19 protein-coding genes and 2 pseudogenes are annotated in these 24,753 nt (G+C 61.3%); 6 read left to right on the top strand and 15 right to left on the bottom strand.

Annotated elements, in window-relative coordinates; all coding sequences use genetic code 11:
• The first annotated feature begins 118 nt into the window (after positions 1-118).
• The gene (selD, locus tag HU724_RS18775; RefSeq protein WP_186566264.1) at positions 119-1,153 is read left to right on the top strand and encodes a selenide, water dikinase SelD; all 1,035 of its coding nucleotides are present in this window, start codon (positions 119-121) and stop codon (positions 1,151-1,153) included.
• Positions 1,153-2,256 carry a tRNA 2-selenouridine(34) synthase MnmH gene (gene mnmH / locus HU724_RS18770; protein WP_186566266.1) on the top strand — a complete coding sequence of 368 codons (1,104 nt, stop codon included), beginning with the start codon at positions 1,153-1,155 and terminating at the stop codon, positions 2,254-2,256. The genes selD and mnmH overlap by 1 nt, the downstream gene beginning before the upstream one ends.
• Before the next feature lie 134 nt (positions 2,257-2,390).
• Here mnmH and HU724_RS18765 read toward each other — a convergent pair whose 3' ends face one another.
• Complete coding sequence (locus tag HU724_RS18765; RefSeq protein ID WP_039763430.1) at positions 2,391-3,065, bottom strand: hypothetical protein; 675 nt, start codon at positions 3,063-3,065, stop codon at positions 2,391-2,393.
• Positions 3,066-3,348: 283 nt separating this feature from the next.
• Between HU724_RS18765 and HU724_RS18760 the strand changes: the two genes are divergently transcribed.
• Positions 3,349-4,047, top strand: a complete 699-nt coding sequence (locus tag HU724_RS18760; RefSeq protein ID WP_125927235.1) for a glutathione binding-like protein — start codon at positions 3,349-3,351, stop codon at positions 4,045-4,047.
• Positions 4,048-4,302: 255 nt separating this feature from the next.
• Positions 4,303-5,277, top strand: coding sequence for a porphobilinogen synthase (hemB, locus tag HU724_RS18755; RefSeq protein ID WP_016775388.1), 975 nt, complete (start codon positions 4,303-4,305; stop codon positions 5,275-5,277).
• 122 nt (positions 5,278-5,399) lie between these two features.
• Here hemB and HU724_RS18750 read toward each other — a convergent pair.
• Positions 5,400-7,602, bottom strand: a pseudogene (locus HU724_RS18750) (TonB-dependent receptor).
• Positions 7,603-7,873: 271 nt separating this feature from the next.
• Between HU724_RS18750 and HU724_RS18745 the strand changes: the two are divergent.
• Complete coding sequence (locus HU724_RS18745) at positions 7,874-8,965, top strand: DUF1615 domain-containing protein (protein WP_186566268.1); 1,092 nt, start codon at positions 7,874-7,876, stop codon at positions 8,963-8,965.
• Between the two features lie 70 nt (positions 8,966-9,035).
• On the opposite strand, the gene HU724_RS18740 is transcribed toward HU724_RS18745, so the two are convergent.
• The 12 genes and pseudogenes from HU724_RS18740 to HU724_RS18685 form a co-directional block, all read right to left on the bottom strand.
• A complete protein-coding gene (locus tag HU724_RS18740) occupies positions 9,036-9,515 on the bottom strand; it encodes a phage infection protein (RefSeq protein ID WP_186566270.1) in 480 nt (159 codons plus the stop codon).
• A 132-nt stretch (positions 9,516-9,647) separates the two neighbouring features.
• Positions 9,648-10,340: an anti-sigma factor gene (locus tag HU724_RS18735; RefSeq protein ID WP_016775384.1), complete on the bottom strand. Its 693-nt coding sequence runs from the start codon at positions 10,338-10,340 to the stop codon at positions 9,648-9,650.
• Entirely contained in the window at positions 10,337-10,864 is a 528-nt protein-coding gene (locus tag HU724_RS18730; protein WP_186566272.1) for a sigma-70 family RNA polymerase sigma factor, read from the bottom strand. The genes HU724_RS18735 and HU724_RS18730 overlap by 4 nt, the downstream gene beginning before the upstream one ends.
• A 161-nt stretch (positions 10,865-11,025) precedes the next feature.
• Entirely contained in the window at positions 11,026-11,547 is a 522-nt protein-coding gene (locus HU724_RS18725) for a DUF3455 domain-containing protein (RefSeq protein ID WP_016775383.1), read from the bottom strand.
• Between the two features lie 115 nt (positions 11,548-11,662).
• Positions 11,663-13,348 (bottom strand): ABC transporter ATP-binding protein, encoded by a 1,686-nt coding sequence (locus HU724_RS18720; protein WP_225927631.1) that lies wholly within the window; start codon positions 13,346-13,348, stop codon positions 11,663-11,665.
• Between the two features lies 1 nt (position 13,349).
• Positions 13,350-14,372 (bottom strand): ABC transporter permease, encoded by a 1,023-nt coding sequence (locus tag HU724_RS18715; protein ID WP_186566276.1) that lies wholly within the window; start codon positions 14,370-14,372, stop codon positions 13,350-13,352.
• The gene (locus HU724_RS18710) at positions 14,372-15,436 is read right to left on the bottom strand and encodes a microcin C ABC transporter permease YejB (protein ID WP_056788670.1); all 1,065 of its coding nucleotides are present in this window, start codon (positions 15,434-15,436) and stop codon (positions 14,372-14,374) included. The genes HU724_RS18715 and HU724_RS18710 overlap by 1 nt, the downstream gene beginning before the upstream one ends.
• A gap of 1 nt (position 15,437) precedes the next feature.
• Entirely contained in the window at positions 15,438-17,303 is a 1,866-nt protein-coding gene (locus HU724_RS18705) for an extracellular solute-binding protein (RefSeq protein ID WP_186566278.1), read from the bottom strand.
• 226 nt (positions 17,304-17,529) lie between these two features.
• A pseudogene (locus HU724_RS18700) lies at positions 17,530-20,240 on the bottom strand (TonB-dependent receptor).
• Positions 20,241-20,450: 210 nt separating this feature from the next.
• Entirely contained in the window at positions 20,451-20,852 is a 402-nt protein-coding gene (locus HU724_RS18695) for an ExbD/TolR family protein (RefSeq protein ID WP_016775377.1), read from the bottom strand.
• Positions 20,852-21,559: a MotA/TolQ/ExbB proton channel family protein gene (locus HU724_RS18690; protein ID WP_122508145.1), complete on the bottom strand. Its 708-nt coding sequence runs from the start codon at positions 21,557-21,559 to the stop codon at positions 20,852-20,854. Before HU724_RS18690 ends, HU724_RS18695 begins: the two co-directional genes overlap by 1 nt.
• A 45-nt stretch (positions 21,560-21,604) precedes the next feature.
• Complete coding sequence (locus tag HU724_RS18685; RefSeq protein ID WP_073471361.1) at positions 21,605-22,429, bottom strand: TonB family protein; 825 nt, start codon at positions 22,427-22,429, stop codon at positions 21,605-21,607.
• 1,073 nt (positions 22,430-23,502) lie between these two features.
• Between HU724_RS18685 and HU724_RS18680 the strand changes: the two genes are divergently transcribed.
• Positions 23,503-24,126 carry a glutathione S-transferase N-terminal domain-containing protein gene (locus HU724_RS18680; protein WP_016775373.1) on the top strand — a complete coding sequence of 208 codons (624 nt, stop codon included), beginning with the start codon at positions 23,503-23,505 and terminating at the stop codon, positions 24,124-24,126.
• Between the two features lie 178 nt (positions 24,127-24,304).
• Here HU724_RS18680 and HU724_RS18675 read toward each other — a convergent pair whose 3' ends face one another.
• A complete protein-coding gene (locus HU724_RS18675) occupies positions 24,305-24,745 on the bottom strand; it encodes a CBS domain-containing protein (protein ID WP_056788691.1) in 441 nt (146 codons plus the stop codon).
• Between the last annotated feature and the right edge of the window lie 8 nt (positions 24,746-24,753).

The following is a 24,753-nucleotide window of genomic DNA, read 5'->3' as shown; positions in this document are numbered from 1 at the left end:
GACCACCGTACAAATGTGGGAGCGAGCCTGCTCGCGAAGGGGGCCGCTCGGTCAGCACAAAAATCTGCGCGCTCGCGCTCTGCTAGAATCCGCCCCATTCATTGCCAGAGACTCTCCCATGAGCGAGCCGATTCGTCTGACCCAATACAGCCATGGCGCCGGTTGTGGCTGCAAGATTTCCCCACAGGTGCTGGAAGTGATCCTCGCCGGCAGCGGCGCACAGAACCTCGATCCGAAACTCTGGGTCGGCAACGCATCGCGTGATGACGCGGCGGTGTATGCGATCGATGCCGAGCGTGGTGTGGTGTCGACCACCGATTTCTTCATGCCGATTGTCGATGACCCGTTCGACTTCGGCCGCATTGCCGCAACCAACGCGATCAGCGACATCTACGCGATGGGCGGCGATCCGTTGATGGCGATCGCGATCCTCGGCTGGCCGGTGAATGTGCTGGCGCCGGAAGTGGCGCGGGAAGTGATTCGTGGCGGTCGCTCGGTGTGCGACGCGGCGGGCATTCCGTTGGCGGGGGGGCATTCGATCGATGCGCCGGAGCCGATCTTCGGCCTCGCCGTCACCGGGCTTGTGGAAAAGCGCCACATGAAGCGCAACGACACCGCTACCGCCGGTTGCCTGTTGTACCTGACCAAACCGTTGGGCATCGGCATCCTCACTACCGCCGAAAAGAAGGGCAAGTTGCGCGCCGCCGACGTCGGTGTCGCCCGCGACTGGATGTGCACCCTGAACAAGCCCGGCAGCCGCTTCGGCAAACTCGCCGGCGTCACCGCGATGACCGACGTCACCGGTTTCGGCCTGCTCGGGCACTTGGTGGAAATGGCCGACGGCAGCCAGTTGACCGCGCGCATCGCCTACGACCGCGTACCGCGTCTGGAAAGCGTCGAGTACTACCTCGATCAGGGTTGCGTGCCGGGCGGTACGCTGCGCAACTTCGACAGCTATTCGAGCAAGGTTGGCCGCGTGCAGGAGTTGCACAAACGCGTGCTGTGCGATCCGCAGACCAGCGGTGGTCTGCTGATTGCGGTCACGCCTGAAGGCAATGACGAGTTCCTCGACGTTGCCGCCGAACTGGGCCTGAACCTTGCGCCGATCGGCGAACTGGTTGAGCGACAGACGAACGCGGTCGAGGTGATTTGATGCTCCGCGACTGCACCGACTACCGCGATATTTTCCTCAACGACCGGCCAATGATGGATGCCCGCGCGCCGGTCGAGTTTCACAAAGGCGCGTTCCCCGGCGTGGTCAATCTGCCGCTGATGAATGATCTGGAACGGCAGAAGATCGGCACCTGCTACAAGCAGCATGGCCAGCAGGCGGCGATCGAGCTGGGCCATCAGATGGTGTCCGGCGCAGTCAAGGCCGAGCGCATCCAGGCCTGGGCCGACTTCGCCCGGGCTCATCCCGATGGTTATCTGTACTGTTTTCGCGGTGGTTTGCGCTCGCAGATCACCCAGCAGTGGCTGCGCGACGAGGCGGGCATCGACTATCCGCGCGTCGGCGGCGGCTACAAGGCGATGCGCAGTTTTTTGATCGACACCCTTGAGCAGGCCATCGCGCAGTGTGATTTCGTTTTGCTAGGCGGCATGACCGGCACCGGCAAGACCGAAGTGCTGGTGCAGTTGCGCAACGGTGTGGATCTGGAAGGCCACGCCAACCATCGCGGCTCCAGTTTCGGCAAACGCGCTACCGGGCAGCCGTCGAACATCGATTTCGAGAATCGCCTGGCCATCGACTTCCTGAAGAAACGCGATGCCGGGATCGAGCAGTTTGTGCTCGAAGACGAGAGCCGCGTGGTCGGCAGTTGTGCCTTGCCGCTGCCGCTGTATCAGGGCATGCAGCACTACCCGATGGTCTGGCTGGAAGATCGTTTCGAGGATCGCGTCGAACGGATCCTGCGTGATTACGTCATCGATCTGTCGGCGGAGTTTGCCTCCCTCCACGGCGAAAACGGTTTTGCCTTGTTTTCCGAACGTCTGCTGGAAAGCCTCAACAACGTACAGAAACGCCTCGGCGGCGAACGCCATTTGCGGATGCTGGTGTTGATGGAGCAGGCGCTGGCCGAGCAGGCCCGCAGCGGCGCGGTGGAGCTGCATCGCGGCTGGATCGAGGGTTTGCTGCGCGAGTATTACGACCCGATGTATGTCTTCCAGCGCGAGAAGAAGGGCGGGCGGATCGAGTTTGCCGGAGAGCGGGGGGCGGTGATCGAGTATTTGCGTGCGAGGGTGAGCCAGAGGGATTGAAGGCATTATCGCTGGCCCCATCGCGGGCAAGCCCGCTCCCACAGGTATTGTGGGTGTACAGGTAATTCATACACACCCTCATACCTGTGGGAGCGGGCTTGCCCGCGATAGGGCCGGGTCAGGCAAAACATAACTCAGGTCGGGCAAGTGTCCTTGCCGTTATCCAGCCCCTGTTTGTAGCTATGACTCTGCAAACTGGCCTTGCCGTTGTGCCACTTCAGGGTCAGCACATACAGCGAATCGAAGTCATCGCCGGCCCAGTCATCGGTGATCTTCTGCCGCTCGCCCACTGCGTTGCCAGCGACCTTGTTGATCAGCTCCGGCAGATAACCGTGGGACCAGGCGGTGTAGATCGTCGAGTTGTGGTACTTCTCGTCCAGCAGCTCGCGGGCCAGATCGCTGGTGTCGTTGGCGGAGAACTCGATGTTCACCGGCAGGCCAAGCTTGATCGCGGCCGGGCTGATGGTCATCAGCGGACGAATGTAGCTGTAGGAATTGTCCAGCTCGCCTTCCTCGACGTTGCGCGTCGGGTTGGCGGCGAACACGTAGTCGGCCTTGCCGAATTTTTCCGGCAGCAGCGTCGACAGGTCGATGGCGCGGTTCAGGCCCTGGCAGTTGAGCTGGCCGAGGCCGCCTTCGGGCTTTTCCGCGTGGCGCAGGAACACCAGCGTCTGCGTGCCGTCCGCTGGTTGTGCGCGGCTTTCGCTGGATTCGAGGGACAGAAACAGCGCGCTGACTGCCAGCAGGGAGGGCAGGGCCACGTACGCGCGATGTTTGAAGCGTTTGGCGAAACTCATCAGATTCGTCATCAATTCGAGGGTTCTTCAGCAAAATCGGTTAAGGCTGACAAACCTTGGCACCGCGGGCTCCCAGCACCGGGTGTTTCCCTGTCGTAAACAGCTTCCTCTGCGAGAAAGGCATAGCTCAGAGTCCTGTAATGCCCGTTTGGTTCGATACGGGCCAGTGCGCAGCACTCTAACGGCAACCTTTGCGGGCATGCAGGCAGGTTAGCGACAGGATGTTACGGTTCGTGTAGGCGCAGCGGCAGGCCTACTTTATGATCGGTTTTCAATTTGTGACTGGATGCTTCCAATGACCGATCTGTCTGCATTCCCGATTACTCAGAAATGGCCGGCGCAGTACCCGGACTGGATTCAGCTCTACTCCCTGCCGACCCCCAACGGCGTCAAAGTGTCGATCATGCTCGAAGAGATCGGCCTGCCGTACGAGCCGCACCGCGTCGGTTTCGACACCAACGACCAGACCTCGGCGGAATTTCTTTCGCTGAATCCGAACAACAAGATCCCGGCGATCCTCGACCCGCATGGCCCGGAAGACAAACCGCTGCCGCTGTTCGAATCCGGCGCGATCCTGATTTATCTGGCCGACAAGAGCGGCCAGTTGCTCGCTCAGGAAGGCGCGCTGCGCTACGAGACCATCCAATGGCTGATGTGGCAGATGGGCGGCATCGGCCCGATGTTCGGCCAGCTCGGCTTCTTCAACAAATTCGCCGGCAAGGATTACGAGGACAAGCGCCCGCGTGATCGTTATGTCGAAGAGAGCAAACGCCTGCTGAACGTACTCAACACCCGCCTCGAAGGCCGCGACTGGATCATGGGCGAGCGCTACACCATCGCCGACATCGCCACGTTCCCGTGGGTGCGCAATCTGCTTGGCTTCTATGAGGCCGGGGATCTGGTCGGCATTCAGAGTTTCCCCAATGTCACACGGGTGCTGGAGCGATTTCTCGCGCGTCCGGCGGTCATTCGTGGCCTGACCATCCCGTCCTGACTTTCAGTTGTACACATGCCCCCTGTGGGAGCTGGCTTGCCAGCGATGAAGCCAGCACAGTCAACCTCATTGGTGACTGACCTGCCGCCATCGCTGGCAAGCCAGCTCCCACAGGAATTTGAAATGTACATGCAAGATTATTACAAGCCCGGTAACGCTCTCTTGATTGATCCAGGTTTGTCCCGCACCCGCCGCAAGGCATAAGCTTCGCCCCCTACGACTTTCGTCTCATCCGCTGTTTTCAGGAAAGGCCCCATGTCCAGTCAGTTCCCCGAAGCACGTCCCCGCCGTCTGCGCCGCAATGCGAGCCTGCGCAGTCTGTTCCAGGAAACCGAGTTCAGCCTGAACGATCTGGTCCTGCCGATCTTCGTCGAGGAAGACATCGACGACTTCGTGCCAATCACCAGCATGCCCGGCGTGCAGCGCATTCCCGAGCGCAAACTGGCCAGCGAAATCGAGCGCTATGCCCGTGCCGGCATCAAGTCGGTGATGACCTTTGGCGTGTCCCATCATCTGGATGCCAACGGCAGCGACACCTGGCGCGAAGACGGCCTGGTGTCGCGCATGTCGCGCATTGCCAAGGACGCCGTGCCGGAAATGATCGTGATGTCCGACACCTGTTTCTGCGAGTACACCGATCACGGCCATTGCGGCGTGATGCACAATCACGAAGTCGACAACGACCAGACTCTGATCAACCTTGGCAAACAAGCTGTAGCGGCCGCCCGCGCCGGTGCTGACGTGATTGCGCCCTCGGCGGCGATGGACGGCCAGGTGCGCGCGATTCGCCAGGCGCTCGACGCCGCCGGCTTCACGCAGATTCCGATCATGGCCTACTCGACCAAATTCGCTTCGGCACTGTACGGCCCGTTCCGCGAGGCCGGTGGCAGCGCGCTCAAGGGCGATCGCAAAAGCTATCAGATGAACCCGATGAACCGCCGCGAAGCCCTGCGCGAATCGCTGCTCGATGAGCAGGAAGGTGCCGATGCGCTGATGGTCAAACCGGCCGGTGCTTACCTCGACATCATCCGCGACATCCGCCAGGCCTCGAACCTGCCACTGGCGGCGTATCAGGTCAGCGGCGAGTACGCGATGATCAAGTTCGGCGCCCAGGCCGGGGCGATCGATGAAGATCGCGTGGTCCGTGAAAGCCTAGGCGCGATCAAGCGTGCCGGGGCGGATCTGATCTTCACTTACTTTGCGATGGATCTGGCACTCGCCGGGATCTAAGCCGCACCTCGTACCCCTGTGGGAGCGAGCCTGCTCGCGAAGAAGCCGGATCAAGCACCACAAAAACCAAAAAGGCCCCGCAGCCGTGAAGCTGCGGGGCCTTTTTTACGACGCAATCACGCTTAGAAGTCGATCGTCCCCGACAACTTCGCCACTCGCGGTTCGCCCTGGGTCAGGTAGCCGCCCTGAGCCGATTCCCAGTACTTCTTGTTCGCCACGTTCTCGACGCCGAACCGCACGGTCACGTCCTTCTCCGACACCTTGAACGCATAGCGTGCGCCCGCGTCGAAGCGGTTCCACGTCGGCAGGCTGAGGTTGTTCGCTGCGTCGGCGTATTGCCCGCCGGTGCGCAGCATCCGCGCATTCAGCGCAACCCCCTGCAGGCCCGGCACGTCCCAATCCACGCCAGCGTTGAACTGGAAGGTCGGTACGCCGATGGCGTGGTTACCGTCGTTGGCGCCGTTGAGGGTGTTTTTCAGTTCGGTGTCCATCAGGGTCAGGCCGCTGATCAGGCGCAGGCCGTCGATCGGCTCGCCGAACACGTTCATCTCCACGCCTTTGTTGATTTGCTCGCCTTCGCGCACGTAGGTGCAGGTGGTGGCGCTGTTGATTTCGCAGTAGCCGTCGCTCGGCTGTTCGATGCGATAAACACCCAGGCTCGCGCCGTAGGTGCCCATGTCGACCTTAACGCCCAGCTCGGTCTGCTTGGAGCGCTTCGGTGCGTAAACCTCGTTGCCGTTGGTCACGCGGAAACCGCCAGAGCTGGTTGGCGAAGTCGGTCCCTGGGCCAGGCCTTCGATGTGGTTGGCGTAGAACGACACATGCTCCCACGGCTTGAACACGATGCCGTACACCGGCGTGGTGATCGACTCGTCGTAGCTCGACGAGCGCGGGCCGCTGCCGTAGCTGGCGTAGCTGTAACCCTGCACCACCAGTTGCTGGCGACGCAGACCGGCGGTGACCAGCAGGCGATCGTCGAAGAACCCGAGGGTGTCGGAAATCGCCACGCTGCGGTTGAAGGTTTTGCCGACGATGCCCGGATCGTTGAGATCTCCGCCAGAGAAATTGCCGACCGGTGCCGGAGGAGTGATCGGATGGTAGATGTTGTTCGAGTAGCGGGTCAGGTCGAAGTCATAAGCACTGCGCTGCTCGGCCCAGATCCCGGTCAGGCCGAAATTGAGCTTGTGGCTGACCGGGCCGGTGTTGAATTTGCCGTTGAGGCCGGCCATGACGCTGGTGTTGTCCTCGTCATGCGGGACGAACGAGCCAGTGGTGAACGACGCGCCGCTGTTGCCGACCAGCGTGGTCGAGTTGTACCGGCCGACTTCACGGGTGTGCTTGGCGCCACCGGCGGCGTAAGCGGTCCAGTTGTCGTTGAGGTCGTACTCGGCGCGGAGCATGCCGAAGGTGTCTTCGATATCGGTGTAACCCCATTTCGGCGCGTAGTTGGTGTCCGCCGATGGCGCGTCCGGGATGTGCGTGGCGGTGCCGAGGTTGACCGAGCTGCGGCCACCGTTGACGCGTTCCTTCTGATAGGCGAAGTCACCGGAAACCCGTAGCGCATCGCCGCGATAATCCAGACCGATGGCGAACAGTTTCGAGCGCTGGTTCTCGTGATCGATGCCGGTGTCGCCTTCGCGCTGCGACAGGTTGACCCGCGCGCCGAAGCGGTTGTCTTCACCGAAACGCTGGCCGATATCGAAGTGATGACCGATGCGGCCTTCGCTGTTGATGTCGGTGGTGTAACGGCGCAGCGGCACGTCGCCGGCGCGCTTGGGTTGCAGGTTGACGCCGCCGCCGATGCCGGAACCGGTCGGGGTCACGCCGTTGATGAAAGCGTTGGGGCCTTTGAACACTTCCACGCGCTCCAGCGCATCGGTGGAAATGATCTGCCGGGGCAATACGCCGTACAGGCCGTTATAAAATATCATCGCCATTGAGCGGCAGGCCGCGAATCATGAAGACCTGCGCCTGGTTGGAGAAGCCCGAGGCCTGGCGCACGGAAGAATCGTTGAGCAGCACGTCGGCGACATTTTCCGCCTGCTGATCCTGGATCAATTGCTCGGTGTAGGACGCTGCGCTGAAGGGCACATCCATCATGTCCTGATTGCCGAGCACGCCCAACTGGCCGCCGCGCGCAACCTGACCGCCAGCGTAGACCGGGGGCAGGGCGTTGGGCGCAGGCGCTTGGGCATTGACGTTGACGTCGTCGAGCACCAGCGCTTTGCTGTTTTGTTCAGCAGCGTGAGCGGTGACGGTCAGGGAGCACAGCAGGGCAAGCAAAGTCGGGCGAAATGGAGCGCCGAGTCGAGCTGAAGCGGGCATGTAGGATACCTGGAGGCGAACGGCCAATGAAAAAATAAGGGCGGCGCGGAACTCCTTGCGCTAATGCGACTCCAGGCGCGAATGATAGGGTTTCGCAGTAACGTTTTGCAATCAGTTTGTCATCAGCCTTGGAAGCGCTGCCGAAGGCATGGGTCGCGATCGGACGATCTTTTGATTTTGTCTTTTAAAACAAGATCAAAAGATCGCAGCCTGCGGCAGCTCCTACGGGGATTGTGTATCGTGGCCTCGGGTTCACGGATTGGAAAAGTGCATGTACACCTCAAGATTGATCATCGCCCTCGGCGCCGTGCTACTGCTCGCCGGTTGCGCCAGCCAGCGCAGCAACGAACCGGCGCCGCGTCCGCCGGCCGAAGTGAAGGCTGAAATTGTTCGGCTGTTGCCGGCGAAAACTGCCGACCGTCAGGGCTGGGCCACGGACATCTACGCTGCGTTTGCCGCACAAGGCATCAGTACCACCACGCAGAATCTGTGTTCGGTACTGGCTGTGGCCGAGCAGGAGTCCACTTTCCAGGCTGACCCGACGGTGCCCGGCCTGGGCAAGATCGCCCGCGACGAAATCGACCGCCGCGCCGCCAAGGTGCACATCCCCAGCCTGCTTGTCAGCGGCGCTCTGCAAGTGCGCTCGCCCAACGGCAAGAGCTACAGCGAACGTCTGAATGCGGCGCGCAGTGAAAAAGAGCTGAGCGCGATTTTCGACGACTTCATCGGCATGGTGCCGATGGGCCGCACGTTGTTCGGCGGCTTTAACCCGGTGCACACCGGCGGGCCGATGCAGGTCAGCATCGAATTCGCCGAGGAGCACGCCAAGGATTATCCGTACCCGGTGGACGGCACGATTCGTCGTGAAGTGTTCAGCCGGCGCGGCGGCATGTATTTCGGCATCGCCCACTTACTCGGCTACCCGGTAAATTACCGCGAGCCGCTGTATCGCTTCGCCGATTTCAACGCCGGCTGGTACGCCAGCCGCAATGCCGCATTTCAGAATGCGGTCAGCCGCGCTTCCGGCATCCCGCTGACCCTGGACGGCGACCTGATTCGCTACGACTCGATCATGCCCGGCAGTACCGAACTGGCGGTGCGCACCCTCGGCAAGTCGCTGGGCATGCGCAACCCGACGATTCGCGATCAATTGGAGAAAGGCAAAACCCTGGAATTCGAAGAGACCAAGCTCTATCAGCGCGTGTTCGAACTGGCGGAGCGGGCCGAAGGCAAGGCGTTACCGCGCGCGGTATTGCCGGGGATTGTGCTGCAGAGTCCGAAGATCACCCGCAAACTCACCACTGCCTGGTTCGCCAAGCGCGTGGACGAGCGTTACAAGCGCTGCATGGCCAAGGCCGGATAAATCAGACAGACATAAAAAACCCGGCTGCGGGAGCCGGGTTTCTCTGCGGTGTTGCGCTTGCAGTCATGCATCAGGCAACACGGCGTTCGATCAGACGATCCGAACCACCTTCGGCAACACGGCGTTCGATCAGACGATCCGAGCCGCCCTCGGCAACACGGCGCTCGATCAGACGATCCGAACCACCTTCGGCAACGCGGCGTTCGATCAGACGATCCGAGCCACCTTCGGCAACGCGACGTTCGATCAGACGATCCGAGCCACCTTCGGCAACGCGGCGTTCGATCAGACGATCAGAACCACCTTCGGCTACACCGCGTTCGATCAGACGATCCGAGCCACCTTCGGCAACGCGGCGTTCGATCAGACGATCCGAGCCGCCCTCGGCAACACGGCGCTCGATCAGACGATCTGAACCACCTTCAGCCAGACGGCTTTCGATCAGCTTGTCCGAACCGCCTTCGGCGATCATGGTGTGCGCCGGGGTGGCGGCGAAAGCGTTAACTGCGAAAACCGAGAAAGCGATGCTGAGAAGAGTCTGGCGTTTCATGATGGTGTGCTCCGGGGTGTTGTTGGTTGGTATGGAGCTGATGTTACGCCCGGAATTTTTTATGAGAACTTCATTACCGTGATGGTGAACATCGACGTCGATGATGGTTGCGGACAACCGCGTAGCAGAGCCTCAGAGCACCTTCACCGCACGCCCGATCGCCTGAATCGGCCCGGTCGGCTTGCCAATCGGCGAGCCATTGGCGCCTTCCAGCGTCAGCTCAAACAGCTGGTTCGGCTGCAACGGCGGCAGTTTGTCCAGTGGCACCGACAACGCCTGCCCCGGCTTGACCAAGCCCAACGACACCGGCCCCGACCAGCCGTCAGCCTTGGTCCAGAACTCCAGCGCCTTGTCCGCCGGCACCTCGACCACGCCCAGCGGGATCAACTGGATCTCCCGCGCATTGCTCGCCTGAATCACCCAGCCCGGCGCCTTGTCCTGCGGCGCGACCAGCACCACCAGATAACTCGGTTTCGGCGCAGTCTGGGTCAGCAGCATCGTGCCGAGGATCAATGTCGCCGCCAGCCCGGCCGCGCTCAAGCCGCGCCACAGCGGTAGCAGATTCCACCACGAGGTTAGCGGTTTCTTCACCGTCAGCCGTTCGAGACTGCGTTCGATACGAGGCCATAACTGCGCCGAGGGTTGCTGAGGTTCGGCCAGATCGGTCAGCTCCAGCAGGCGCCGCTCCCAGGCATCCACCGCTGCACGCAGTTCGGGATCGTTCGGCAGGCGCCGTTGCACCTCGATGCGCTGTTCGAACGACAAGGTGCCGAGCACGTATTCGCCGGCCAGTTCATCCCGTTCCTGCGCTGATTCGCCGGTCATCCCATGCACTCCCGCAAAGCATTGAGGCTGCGCTTGATCCACGCTTTGACCGTGCCCAGCGGCGTGTCGAGGCGCGCGGAAATTTGCGCGTGGCTGTAACCGTCGATGTAGGCGTGGAGGATGCAGCTGCGCCGCTGCGGTTCCAGCTGCTCGAGGCAGCGATGAATGCGCGCCGAGTGAACATCGACCGCCTCATCAGGCGCCGCTGCCTCATGTTCTTCGCTGAACGGCGTTTCCCGACTTTGCTTGCGCAACTGATTCAACGCCAGGTGCCGAGTCACGCTGAACATCCAGCCCCGCGCCGAACCCCGCGCCGGGTCGAAGCCGGCGGCGCCGTGCCAGATCTTGATGAACGCCTCATGCACAATGTCCTCCGCCAGCGCCGTATCGCGCACCAGCCGCTTGGCCACGCCGAGCAGGCGCGGGCCTTCCTGCACATACAAATCGCGCAAAGCCAAACGCTCGCCCCGGGCACAGGCAGCGAGGCGGGCTTCGTAATCGAAAACGGATTCGGGTAAAGGCATGGGGTGCAATCTAGCTCACATTTCCCAAACATCCAGACGCATTGTTCCCTGTGGGAGCGAGCCTGCTCGCGAATGCGGTGGGTCAGAAAGTAATAAGGCGACTGACACTCCGTCTTCGCGAGCAGGCTCGCTCCCACAGGATTGTGCACTGCTTCCGAATATCAGTTCGCCGCCCAGAAAATATAATCCGCCTGGTACTTCACCACTTCCTGCTTGCCCTTGTTCGCCATGGTGCACTCACTGCCCGGCGCGACGCCGCCCTTGAGCGCGACGCGCTGGATGTAGCTGACCCCGGTCATCGCGCCTTTGCCCTCGGCCGGATTGGCCTTGACCAGTTGATAGGGCAGGTTGCCCGGGCTCGACGGTGCCACGGCCAATTGCGTGCCGGTGACTTTCGAACCGTCCTTGGCTTGCCAGGTCGCTGGCGGGCCGAAATAGGTGCCGACCTGTTTGCCGCTGCGATCATTGAGCACCGCTTTCGGACCGACAAAGGTCCACTCGGTCTGTCCGGCCATATTGGGCTTGTCGCGGCATTCGTAGGTGATCTCGCCAACCCCGGTGGTTTCCAGGGCAATCTTGTGCCCGTCCGGCACCTTGATCGCGTCGGGATAACTGCTCTGGGCGAAGGTGGTCGCGGTGAAGGCGAGCAAACCGGTGAAGCCAATCAGCTGGGTGATGTTCATCCGATGATTCTCCGAAAAGGGTAGGGCGCTGACAGCACCAGAGTGGGCTGTTACAGGGACTACCCGTGGCGGAGGCGATTGGATGCAGTGCCGGAAAAATATTTTTGGATCACCTCTATACCTGTGGGAGCTGGCTTGCCAGCGATGGCGTCGTGTCAGCAGACATCGATTTTTCTGATACACCGCCATCGCTGGCAAGCCAGCTCCCACAGGGTCCTTCATCGGGCTTCAGGCCGGAGACTTTCAGGAGTTCCTGCGTGTACGGATGTTTCGGCGCAGCGAAAATCTCCCGCGACGAGCCTTGTTCAACCACCTTGCCGTCCTTGATCACCATCAAGTCATGCGCCAGCGCATGCACCACCGCCAGATCATGGCTGATGAACAGATAAGTCAGCCCATGCCTGATCTGCAACTGGCGCAACAATTCCACCACTTGCTTCTGCACCGTGCGATCCAGCGCCGACGTCGGTTCGTCGAGCAGGATCAGCGCCGGTTCCAGCACCAGTGCGCGGGCGATGGAGATGCGCTGGCGCTGGCCGCCGGAAAACTCGTGGGGGTAACGATGGCGGCTCTGCGGATCGAGGCCGACCTCCTCGAGCACGCGAATCACCGCTGCCTCGCGCTCGGCCTCGCTGCCGATGCCGTGGGTCAGCAAGCCTTCGGCGATGATCTGCTGCACCGACATGCGCGGGCTGAGGCTGCCGAACGGGTCCTGAAACACCACCTGGATCTGCCGGCGCAACGGGCGCATCAGGCGCTGATTGAGCAGGCTCAACTGCTTGTTGCCGAAACGGATATTGCCCTCTGATTCGACCAGTCGCAGGATCGCCTGACCCAGCGTCGACTTGCCCGAACCCGACTCGCCGACGATGCCCAACGTCTTGCCGCGTTGCAGGGTAAAACTGACCCCGTCCACCGCTTTGATGTAATCCTGCTGACGGCTGAAGAGTTTTTTCGGCAGGGGAAACCACACCTTCAAATCATCCACTTCCAGCAGGTTGTGCTCGTACTCACTGGGCACTGGCGCGCCGCTCGGTTCAGCCTCGATCAACAAGCGGCTGTAAGGATGTTGCGGCGCTTGGAACAGCGTCTCGCAATCAGCCTGTTCAACGATCTCGCCTTGACGCATTACGCACACGCGCTGAGCGATCCGGCGCACCAGATTGAGGTCGTGGCTGATCAGCAACAGCGACATGCCGAGGCGCTGCTGCAGTTCGATCAGCAGTTCAAGAATCTTCTGCTGTACGGTCACGTCCAGCGCTGTGGTCGGTTCGTCGGCAATCAACAATTCCGGCTCGTTGGCCAGCGCCATGGCAATCATCACCCGTTGCCGCTGACCTCCGGAAAGCTGATGCGGATAGGCTTTCAAACGCTGCGACGGCTGGCGAATACCCACCAGCTCGAGCAGCTCCAGGGTCCGCGTGCGGGCGGCGCGGCCCTTGAGGCCCTTGTGGATTTCCAGCACTTCGCTGATCTGTTTTTCCACCGTGTGCAGCGGGTTCAGCGAGGTCATCGGCTCCTGGAAAATCATCGCAATGCGATTGCCGCGCAGACCACGCATCTGCTGTTCGCTGGCGTGCAGCAAATCCACGCCGTTGTAGCGAATCGCGCCGCTGCTGCTGACGTTCTTGCCCGACAACAAACGCAGAATCGAATGCGCCGTCACCGACTTGCCCGAGCCGGACTCGCCGACCAGCGCCAGACACTCGCCACGGCGAATATCCAGGTTCACACCGTGCACCACTTCCTGCCCTGCGAAGGCGACGCGCAGGTCGCGAATTTCAATCAGGTTGTCTTGCATGTCAGCTCCTCGGATCAAAGGCATCTCGGCACGCTTCACCGATGAAAACCAACAAAGACAGGATCAGCGCCAGGGCAAAAAACGCCGTCAGCCCCAGCCACGGTGCCTGCAGATTGCGTTTGGCCTGGCCGATCAACTCGCCCAGCGACGCGGTGCCGGCGGGCATTCCGAAGCCGAGAAAATCCAGCGCGGTCAGGGTGGCGATGGCGCCGGTGAGAATGAACGGCAGGTAGGTGAGGGTGGAGGTCATGGCGTTGGGCAGAATGTGCCGGCGCATCAGTTCGCTGTCGGTCAGGCCCAGCGCGCGCGCGGCTTTCACGTATTCGAGATTGCGTCCACGGAGGAACTCGGCGCGCACCACGTCGACCAGCGCCAGCCAGGAAAACAGCGCCATGATCCCCAGCAGCCACCAGAAACTCGGCGAGACGAAGCCGGACAGAATGATCAGCAGATACAGCACCGGCAGCCCCGACCAGATTTCCAGTACGCGCTGCCCGAGCAAGTCGACCCAGCCGCCGTAGTAGCCCTGCAAGGCCCCGGCGAGAATGCCGATCAACGCGCTGATGGCGGTGAGGATCAGCGCGAACAGAATCGAGATCCGCGTGCCGAAAATAACCCGCGCCAGAACATCGCGGGCCTGATCATCGGTGCCCAGCCAATTGCTCGATGACGGCGGGCTGGGCGCCGGTTCGGTGAGGTCGTAGTTGACCGTGTCGTAGCTGAACGGGATCGGCGGAAACAGCATCCAGCCGCCCTGATCCTCGATCAGTTTGTGTACGTAACTGCTGGCGTAATCCGGTTGAAACGGCAGCTCGCCGCCGAAATCGGTTTCCAGGTAATCGCTGAGGATCGGAAAGTAAAAGGCGTCGTGGTAGCGGATCACCAGCGGCTTGTCATTGGCGATCAACTCGCCACCGAGGCAGATCAGGCACAGGCCGATGAACAGCCACAGTGACCAGCGCCCACGGCGGTTGGCCTTGAATTGCGCGACGCGGCGCTGGCTTAGAGGCGACAGTGTGAACATCAGGCAGTCCTCGCCGAGAAATCGATGCGCGGGTCGAGCAGGGTGTAGCAGAGGTCGCCGATCAGCTTGATCAGCAGGCCGAACAGGGTGAACAGAAACAGCGCGCCGAACACCACCGGATAGTCGCGCGACACCGCCGCTTCGTAGCTCATGCGCCCGAGGCCGTCGAGATTGAAGATGGTTTCGATCAGCAGGGAGCCGGCGAAAAACACTTCGATCAGCGCCGACGGCACACCCGCGACCACCAGCAGCATGGCGTTGCGAAACACGTGGCCGTACAGCACGCGCCGCTCGGTCAGGCCCTTGGCTCGTGCGGTGATCACGTACTGCCGGCTGATCTCGTTGAGAAAGCTGTTCTTGGTCAGGATCGTCAGCGTGGCAAAGCCGCCGATCACTAGCGCCGTGACTGGCAGTACGAGGTGCCAGAGGTAGTCGCCGACCTTGCCCAATGTGCTGAGGCTGTCGAAGTTGTCCGACACCAGTCCCTGCACCGGAAACCAGTTGACGTAGCTGCCCCCGGCGAACACCACGATCAACAGAATGGCGAAGAGAAACGCCGGCATCGCATAACCGACGATGATCGCTGTGCTGCTCCAGACATCGAAGGCACTGCCGTTCCTGATTGCCTTGCGAATGCCCAGCGGGATTGAAATCAGGTAGGTGATCAGCGTCGCCCACAAGCCCAGCGACAGCGACACTGGCAGCTTCTGCACAATCAGGTCGGTGACCTTGGCGCCGCGAAAGAAACTGTTGCCCAGATCCAGTTGTGCGTAGTTTTTCAGCAGCAGCCACAGGCGTTCGTGCAGCGGTTTGTCGAAGCCGTAATGGTGTTTGATTTCCTCGATCAGCGCCGGGTCCAGCCCACGGCTGCTGCGCCCGGCACCGCCGACCGCCGCGACTTCGCCGCCACCGCCCATGCTGTGCCCGCCAAAGCCTTGCAGGCGGGCGATGGCTTGTTCCACCGGGCCGCCGGGCGCGGCCTGCACGATAAGAAAATTCACCACCAGAATGCACAACAGCGTGGGGATGATCAGCAGCAAACGGCGACTCAGATAACGCAGCATGTCACTGGCCTCCCGCAAGCTGAGCGCTCATCTGCTGCGTCGTCAGCGGCTTGGCTGAGACTTCCCACCAGGTGTTGAGGCCTTCGTCATACGAAGGTTGCACGGCTGGCATGCCGAAGCGGTTCTGATACACCGTCGGCGTGCCTTTGGAGTAGTAGTTGGGAATCATGTAGTAACCCCATTGCAGCACCCGGTCGAGGGCGCGGGCGTAATGCACCATGGCTTCGCGGTTGTTGGCCTGGACCAGCCCGTCGAGCAGTTGATCGACCGCTGGATCGGCCAGCACCATCGCGTTCGAGCTGCCGACTTGCGTGGCACTTTGCGAGCCGTACAGGCTATACAATTCGCGGCCCGGGGAGACGATCGGATCGCCACTGCGCGGGAAAGCGCAGACGATCATGTCGTAATCGCGGGCGTTGAGACGGTTGATGTATTGCGCTGAATCGATGCGGCGCAGATTGAGCGTGATGCCGATCTGCGCGAGGGTGCGTTTGAACGGCAGCAGCATGCGATCGAAGCCGCCCTGGCCATCGAGAAAGGTGAATTCCAGCGGCTCGCCGGCGGCGTTGACCAGACGATTGTTTTTCGCCGTCCAACCGGCTTCGCCGAGCAGTTTCAGCGCTTGCAATTGCTTGTCGCGGATGTAGCCGCTGCCATCGGTTTTCGGCGCTTCATAGACCGTGGTGAACACCTCGTCAGGAACCTTGCCGCGCAACGGTTCGAGGATCTTCAATTCCTCGGCATCGGGCAGGGCGCTGGCGGCCATTTCACTCTTGGGCCAGAAGCTGTTCTGACGCACGTAGAAGCCGCGCATCATCTGTTTGTTGGTCCACTCGAAATCCCAGAGCAGGCTGATCGCCTCGCGCACGCGGCGATCCTGGAAGATCGGGTTTTGCAGGTTGAACACAAAGCCTTGGGCGGCGGTGGGTTTGTGCGGCGCCAGAATGGCTTTTTGCAAGCGCCCGTCGCGCAGGGCCGGGCTGTCGTAGCCAACCACGTAACCCGAGGAAGAAAACTCGCGGTTGTAGTCGAACGCACCGGCCTGCAGCAGTTGGCGAGCGACGTCGGTGTCGCCGTAGAAATTCACCGTCAGGCTGTCGAAGTTGTACATGCCGCGACTGACCGGCAGGTCCTTGCCCCACCAGTCCGGGTCACGCTGGAAACTGATGCTGCGCCCGGCGTCGACCTTGCTCACCCGGTATGGCCCGCTGCCCAGCGGTGGCTCGAAGCCGCCGCCGTTGGCGAAGTCGCGGGTTTTCCACCAGTGCTCGGGCAGCACGCGCAGCGTCGCCAGATCCAGCGCGAGGGTGCGATTGAGGTTGTTCTTGAAGGTGAAACGGACCTGGCGTGGACCTTCGACCAGCACGTCTTGCACGTCGGCATATTGCTGGCGATAACTCAGGCTGCCCTTGGTCATCAGCAGGTTGAAGGTGTAGCGCACGTCTTCGGCGGTGATCGGCGTGCCGTCGGCGAAACGTGCCTTGGGGTTGAGGGTGAAGCGCACCCACAAACCTTCGGGATCGCGCTCGATCTGCTGCGCAACTAGAGCGTAAACCGTGTAGGGCTCATCCAGCGAACGGAACGCCAGCGGCGCGTATACCCAGTCATTGACCTGCACCACGGAAATGCCCTGATCGGCATACGGCGTGATGTAGTTATATTGACCGATCTCCATCGACGCACGGCTGAGCGAACCGCCCTTGGGGGCGTCGGGGTTAACAAAATCGAAATGCTTGAAGCCGGCCGGATATTTCGGCGCCTCGCCGTACACCGTCAGCGCGTGACTGCCGCCGGCCAGCGCCGAAGTGCCAGTGCACAGCAGCGCACTGCCGAGCAGCAGGCCAGCCATGTTGCGCAAAAAACTCATGAAGTCACCCTTGAAATCCCTGAAGGAACCCGGACCCCCGGTGGGAGCGAGCCCTTGTGGCGAGGGGATGTATCCCCGATCGGCTGCGCGGCAGTCGCAAGATCAATGCATGCTGTACTTCTGATGCTCCGCGTCGGCAGGTCCTGGGGGAGCTTCGCACCCCATCGGGGATAAATCCCCTCACCACAAAGGCTCGCTCCCACAGAGGGATGCGTTTTATTTGGGGTTAGAAGTGGTAAGTCATGCGCGCAAACAATGTCCGGCCCAGCGGGTCGGTGTAGCGCGGGTCATAGCCGCTCTGGAAGTTGTAAGCCTGGTTGGAGAACGGCGGGTTGCGGTCGAACACGTTCTTCATCCCGGCATCGACGTCGAGTACCTTGTTGAAGGTGTAACCGGCCGACAGATCCCACACCGAATACGAGGCCACGCGCGAATGGGTGTCGCGGTCGTAATCGTTGTAACCGGTGGTGAAGCGGTTGGTCAGCGCTGCTCGCGCCGCACCCAGGCTCCAGCTGCCGGTGAGGTTGTGCTTCCAGCGCGCGATCACGCCGTCACCCTGAAAGTCGCCGACCTTGTCGGTGAACGGGCCTTTGATGGTGCTCTGGAAGTCGTACTCGTCGACATAGGTGCCTTGCAGACCGAGGCCGAACTGACCGTACGGCGTGTTCGGGAAGCGATAGTCGAGCGACACATCGACACCATTGGTTTCGACGATGCCGAGGTTGGCGTTGCCGGTAACGATGTAGTTAAGCGTGCCGTCGGCGTTGCGCACGAAGCGGTCCGGGTAGGATCCGGCCTGATCGAACACGGTGGATTCCGGGAACGGCTGGATCTGGTTGGAGATGTGAATCCACCAGAAATCCAGACCCACCGAGAGGTTGCTGATCGGCTGGTAGACGAAGCCCAACGTCACGTTGCGCGCCTTCTCCGGGGCCAGATCCTCGTTGCCGCCAATCTGGTTGAGGAACTGCTGACCGCAATCGCGGCCGCCGTTGCCGCCCGGTTGCACCACACCGCCGGTACACAGCACCGGGTCGTTGTAGTAGCCCTGAGTGAAAGTGATGCTGCGCGGCGAATACAGCTCGTACAGCGACGGCGCACGGAAGCCTTCACTGTAGGCGCCACGCACCACCAGCTCTTTCAACGGCTGATAACGGAACGAGTATTTCGGGTTGGTGGTGCTGCCGAAGTCGCTGTATTTGTCGTGGCGCACAGCGGCGGACAATTCAAGGCTGTCGAGCACCGGCACGTTGAGTTCGGCATAGGCGGCCTTGACGCTGCGATCACCTTCGACGCTACCGGCCGGGTCGATGCCGAGGCTCTGGATGTCGCCGGCGAACGACTCGAAGTCCTGATGGAATTTCTCCTTGCGGTACTCGCCGCCCAGCGCCAGACCGGACGGACCTGCGCCGAACCAGTCGCCGATTTCACGGCTGACGCGGCCATCGAAACCGGCAACGCGGCCCACGGCTGTGGAGTAGGCGCCGTGGTACGCGGCGGCGTCGATGTACTGCTGGCCGGCAGCGGTCTGCGGGCCGAACGGGTTGAGCAGACCGCTGGCCAGGCCGTCAATCATCGCCTGGTCGCTGACATAACCACTGGTGACGCTGGAGACGATTTTGTTCTGATTGTACGAGGCGCCGACGTTGTAATCCCAGCCGCCAACCAGACCATCGAAGCTCAGCAGAAAGCGCTGGCTGGTGTTCTGGTCTTTCGATTCACGCGGGCCGGCAGCGGTTTCACGCCAGTTCACATCGACCGGCTGCGTCGGGTCGAGGGCGAAATCGGTCGGCGCCGGGGTGATGCCGTTGCCGGGGTAGTAGGGCGACGAGGAATCCAGGCTCAGACCGGTCAGTGGCGCCGGGCCGACGGCGACGGCGTTGTTGTTGCCGACCAGAAATATTCAAGGTTGGCATTGTGATCATCGCCGAGCTTGGCAGTGGTCTTGCCGAAGAACGAGGTCTTCTCGGTCTGTGGCACCAGATCGATGTATTCACGGGTGCTGAAGCGGCACAAGCCGTCGCGGGCGATCAGGTTGGGGCCGTTGCAGTTGCTGTTGGCCAACGGGTTGGTGGCGTTGCCGTTCTGGCTGTAGTTGCCGGGAAACGCGGTGCCGGAGGTCTGATCGAGACCGCGACCGGGCGCGTAGTCGGTGGCGAAGGAGCGGTCGTTGGCGTCGAGGTTCTGCTGCTTGTTGTAGTTGAACACGCCGAGGACGTTGAAGCGGTCTTCTTCCAGATCGCCGTAGCCCCAACTGGCGCTCATGTCCTTGGTCGCGCCGCCACCGCTGTGGGTCGGCGTTTCGCCACCGAGGGTCAACGCGCCGTCGGTAAGGGATTTCTTGGTGATGAAGTTGATCACACCGCCGATGGCGTCGGTGCCGTACAGGGCCGAGGCGCCGTCGCGCAGCACTTCCACGCGTTCGATGGCGGCGAACGGGATCATGTTCAGGTCCACCGCGCCGCCGGCCGAGTTGGTCCCCGACAGGGCGTTGTTGGCCAGGCGTCGACCATTGAGCAGCACCAGCGTCTTGTTCGCGCCGATGCCGCGCATGTCGGCAAACGACGCACCGCCAGTGGCCGCGCCGACGGAGCCGGCGCTGTTGTTGATCGACTGACTACCGGTGATGCGCTGGACCAGTTCGGCGGTGGTGGTCACGCCCTGTTTGCGCAGTTCCTCAGCCTTGAGGATGGTGATCGGCACCGCCGTTTCCGCATCGACCCGGCGAATCGCCGAACCGGTCACTTCGACCCGTTGCAGTTGCGTGGTCGGCGCCGCCACGACAGCGGCTGCCGGCGTGGCGCTGTTGTCGTCCTCGGCCGCTTGCACGGTCCCGGCGCCCATCCCCATGGCCACCAGATACAGCGGAACGAAACGGTGGCGAGACATCGTTGCCACCAAAGGTTTGAGCGTGAAGCGTGGAGTGTTCATCAGCATGGTTGTTTCCGATTTTCAGACGTTATCGAATTGGCCTTGTGAGCCGCTCATTGCTCCGCTTCCGGTGATACCGCGCGCGGAAAACCACTTTCTTCAAGCAAGCCGATCCCCTCCGAAGACGCGTAGCGTTGTTTCGGTCGGCCGGGTGCGACGGGATTTCTTTTTTCAGCGGTGCCGGGCGGGTGTTTCATCACCCATCCGGCACCGCACTCAGTGGGTGGTCATCACCGAAATCTTGCTGATGCCGGAGCGTTCGATCGATGCCATGGCCTTGGCCACCTGGCCGTAATTGACGGCGGCATCGGCCTGCAATTGCACACGCACTTCGGCGTCTTTGGCCTTGACCTCCTTGAGGCTGGCCTCGAGGGATTCCGGGGCCAGTTCGGTCTTGGCCAGATAGAACTTGCCATCCTGATCAACGCTGACCACCACCGGGTCTTTCTTTTCTGCGGGGGCGACGGCGTCGGTTTTCGGCAGGTTGACCTTGATCGCGTTGGTCATCAGCGGCGCGGTGACAATGAACACCACCAGCAGCACGAGCATGACGTCGACCAGCGGCGTGACGTTCATTTCGCTGAGCACTTCATCGCTGTCTTGAGTGGAGAAGGACATCAGCTGGCCTCCCGCACGGCGGTGGTGCTTTTGCTGGCGATGGCCTGGCGGCTGATGGAAAACGCACTGCGCGAGGCGAGGGCGTCGAAGTCGTGGGCGAAGTCGTCCATGTCCGCCGAGGCGAGTTTCAGCCGACGCAGGAAGAAGTTGTAGATCAGCACCGCCGGCACCGCGACGGCGATGCCCACGCCAGTGGCGATCAGCGCGTGGCCGATAGGCCCGGCGACCGCTTCAAGGCTGGCCGAGCCGGTTTCGCCAATGCTTTGCAGGGCTTCCATGATTCCCCACACGGTGCCGAACAGGCCAATGAACGGCGCGGTGCTGCCGATACTGGCGAGAATCGCCTGGCCGTTTTCCAGCGAGCGACGTTCCTTCTGGATCTGCTGGCGCAGGTTGCGTTCCAGGCGATCGGAACGGTTGATGGTGTGCGCCAGTTGTTGCGTGGTACGCGGCGACTCTTCCACCAGCAGGGCTTCGAAACCGCTGCTGGCGATGCGCGCCAGCGAGCCTGGATACTGGCTGGCGTGTTCGGCGGCGGTGAGCAGGTCCGGCGCGCTCCAGAAGGCTTTGGCGAACTGCTTGTTCTGCGCTTTCTGGCGCAGGTACTGGGCCGACTTGACCAGCAGGATCGCCCAACTGACCACGGAAAACAGCACCAGGCCCCAGAGCACACCGGGGACAATCATCGAAGACAGTGAATCGTTCATGGCTACACCTCGCTTGCGTTAATCAGTAATGAGTCGGTTGCGCCGTCATTGCGGCAATTTGAAATCGATGGTCTGGGTGGCGAAGCCGTCGATCGGCGTGTCGCCGCGCTTGGCCGGAATGAACTTCCAGTTCTTCACCGCCGCGACGGCCGCCTCATCCAGTTGCGGTTTGCCGCTGGACTTGGTCACCGTCACGCTGCCGGCACGGCCGTTGGCCAGCACCTGAATGCGCAGCACCACGCTGCCTTCCCAGTTGCGCCGCAGCGCCAGCGACGGGTATTCCGGCGGCGGGTTGCCAAGGCTGGCCAGGCCGGAAATCGCCGCCGATTCCTTGACCGGAGCGGGCGCAGCAGGTGGTGCCGGTGGTGCGCTCGGTGTCGTCGGCGCCGCAGGTGCGGCAGGTTGCGCCGGGGCTGGCGGCGCTTTTGGTGGCTCGACTTTCTTCACCGGTTTGGGTTTCTCGACCGGTTTTGGTTTTTCGATCGGCTTGGGCTTCTCCACCGGTTTGGGCGGCGGCTTGACCGCGTCCTCGTCTTCCACCGGCTGCTCGGGTTCCGGCGGCGGTGGAGGCGGGGGCGGTGGAGGTGGTTCCGGTGTCGGCGGGGCCGGAGGCGTCGGGCTGGTCAGCTCGACGGTCATTTCCGGAATTTCCGGCGGCGTCGGCAGTGGCTCAGGACGCGCCTGATGGAAGAACCACCACGCGCCGCCGTGTATCAGCGCCGACACGGCGATCAGCAAGAGCATCTGTGGTTTGTTCAACCCGCCGGGTCGTGACGTATTGGCTGTAAACGCCGGCCTGCCCGTTGCCGGCGGGACCGGCGCTTGCTGCAACGGCCCCGGCAGGGTTTTGTGCTTTACCGCATCGTTCATTAAAGCTCCCTCGGGTCAGATGAAGGGCAATAAGGTGCCGTCCGAACATCTGGCTGATGTTCGAGTGAGTAGGTGTAACTTTCTTCAAGGTGTACGCGAGCCGATAGTTGAACTATCTGTTTAAACGGCCTCGAACAAACTTAGTGGCTTAGTAGCATCTATATCGATTGTTCATTATCCATTCCGTGGCTTGTTGTTGTGTGGGGACGTGAGCTGTCTCAGGTTTGTTACAGTTTGCAACAGGTGTGCCAGATGTTGCTGAAACGGGTTGAACGCAAATCTTCGGTGTTACTGATGTCGCATTTATATAAGTTTCAAGTTCGCCCACTGTTTTATTCGGCGCGAAGTGATCCTAAAGTCCTCGCAGAAGGGCTTTTTCCAGAGCGAGTCAGAGGGAACGCTGTATCACGCAAACCGGCGGGATAGAGCGGCTGCTCGGTGATCAGGCTTAGCACCTATCGGTGCGTAGCGAATCGATTTGGTGCAGGTCAGTCATTCAGCGGTTCACAGGACATATTCCTTATTTTGATTCTGGAGTATTGGTTAACTGCGTCACATTCGGGCGTGCGCTTTTGGTGCAACTTCAATGACGGAAAGTCATTGTTCGACAATCCTGTTGTTGTGCCTTTTATTAATTGCCGTATTTAAAAAATAAATAACACTTGGCGCCCGGCGATTGCTCGATCGCCAGGCACGCAGAGTGTGCATTGAGTTTCAGGTAATAAAGGAGAAACGCGCCAGGCTGAATAGGCTCGGCTGAACTTGGGGCTGGATTTGCGAGTGAGTCGGGTATGTCGTACGGCGGAGCATTTGAAGATTCACAGGTGAACTCCTTATTGCCAGCTCGGACAGGCGAACTTTTGGTTCGCTGTCGCACCTTACAAGAACGCGGATAGCGTTCGATGAATGCTCTTGGTGCGGGATGGGCACCGCCAGCGCTGATTGGCGAAGGTTGATTTCGCAAGTCGGCAGTGCATGGGAAAAACGTGCCAATCATGACACATATGCAGAATTTTCTACGTCAGGCCAGCCAGCCATCTACCCTGTGCAAAGGCCTTATCGGGGGAACGGACATGTACCAGCTCTACGGGCACAAGAATTCCGGCGCGGCTGCCATCGAGGCGGCACTGGAGTTGTGCCAGATCGCCTATCGCTTCATTGATACCGAAGCCAGCGCCGAGGCCGACGAGGCGCTGGGCAAACTCAATCCGTTGAAACAGATACCGACCCTGCAACTGCCGGACGGCAGCGCCATGACCGAAAGTGCGGCGATCCTGATTCACCTGGGCCTGACGTTTCCCAAGTCCGGCCTGCTGCCGAGCAAGGCTGCCGATCGTGATCAGGCGATTCGCGGTCTCGCCTATATCGTCAGCAATTGCTATGCGGCGGTCGGCATCATCGATTACCCCGAGCGCTGGCTGAGCACGCCCGACGAGAGCGCACGGCAAAACCTGATCGCCGGCGCCCGCCAGCGCTTGCACTTCAGTTGGGAGGTGTTTGCCGATCAGTTTTCCGGGGAGCTATATCTGGATGACGAAACGCCCGGCGCACTGGATGTGCTGGCAGCCGTGGTGAGCCGCTGGGCCGGCAGCCGCGAACACCTGCGCCAGACCCGCCCGGGCTTTTATGCGTGGCTGCAAAGGATCGACCGGCACCCGGTGCTGGCACCGGTGTTTGAGCGGCATTGGCCGGCCTGACGGGCGAGATCGTTCCCACGCTCTGCGTGGGAATGCCTCAACGGACGCTCCGCGTTCGGCTTTAGAGGGACGCGGAGCGTCCCGGGCTGCATTCCCACGCAGAGCGTGGGAACGATCATCACTGACCTGGCGCATTCGCAAGCAGGCTCGCTCCCACAAGGGGATCACGGCGGTGGGCTCAGTCGCCGCGAATGTACTGCTCCAGCTGTTTGATCAGCTCGGCCTGTTCGGCAATCGCTTCCTTCACCAGATCGCCGATCGACAACAGGCCGATCAACTTGCCGTCCTCGACCACCGGCAAGTGGCGCAGGCGTTTGTCCGACATGATGCCCAAGCAGGTGTCGACGGTTTGCCGGGTGTCGACGGTAATCACGTCCTTGACCATGATGTCGCGCACTGGCGTACCGACCGAAGAGCGCCCGTGCAGCACCAGTTTGCGTGCATAGTCACGCTCGCTGATGATGCCGACCACTTTGTCGTCTTCGACCACCAGCAAGGCGCCGACGTTTTTCTCGGCCATCTTCATCAGCGCTTCGAGCACCATGTGATCGGGTTTGATCTGGTGCACTTCCTGATTTTTCTGATCTTTGAGCTTGAGCAGTTGGGCGACGGTCTTCATGGCGGTTA

Source organism: Pseudomonas iranensis, assembly GCF_014268585.2.
Classification (GTDB): Bacteria; Pseudomonadota; Gammaproteobacteria; order Pseudomonadales; family Pseudomonadaceae; genus Aquipseudomonas; species Aquipseudomonas iranensis.
This window is presented reverse-complemented; position numbering and strand designations above follow the sequence as displayed.